The 257-nt window shown below is 44.4% G+C and carries 1 protein-coding gene; it reads left to right on the forward strand.

The window, feature by feature from the left end:
• Positions 1–219: hypothetical protein (locus HC752_RS25060; RefSeq protein ID WP_238930644.1), on the forward strand; the 219-nt coding region annotated here is incomplete at its 5' end.
• Positions 220–257 lie beyond the last annotated feature (38 nt).

Below are 257 nucleotides of genomic sequence, written 5' to 3' on the forward strand. Positions count from 1 at the left end.
TCGGTTCGTTCTTGTAAATTCTTCGACTGGCTCGGTGTTTTGGGTATTGTGGTCTGGTTACAGCAGGTTTTGTTGTCTAAGATGTCGTTCATTGAATGCAGCCCAAATGCTTCATTGCCAAGCGAGTTTGTTTGTTGGTATCGCTCTAACAAAAGCTTCAAACCGACAAACAACGCGTGGCATTTTTGGTTTGCGGAGATTTTAGTGTTTAAGGCGTAATGCAGCGGCTTGTTTTGTGCGTTGTCTGCGGTTTAAGC

This window comes from Vibrio sp. S9_S30, assembly GCF_014694455.1.
Classification (GTDB): domain Bacteria; phylum Pseudomonadota; class Gammaproteobacteria; order Enterobacterales; family Vibrionaceae; genus Vibrio.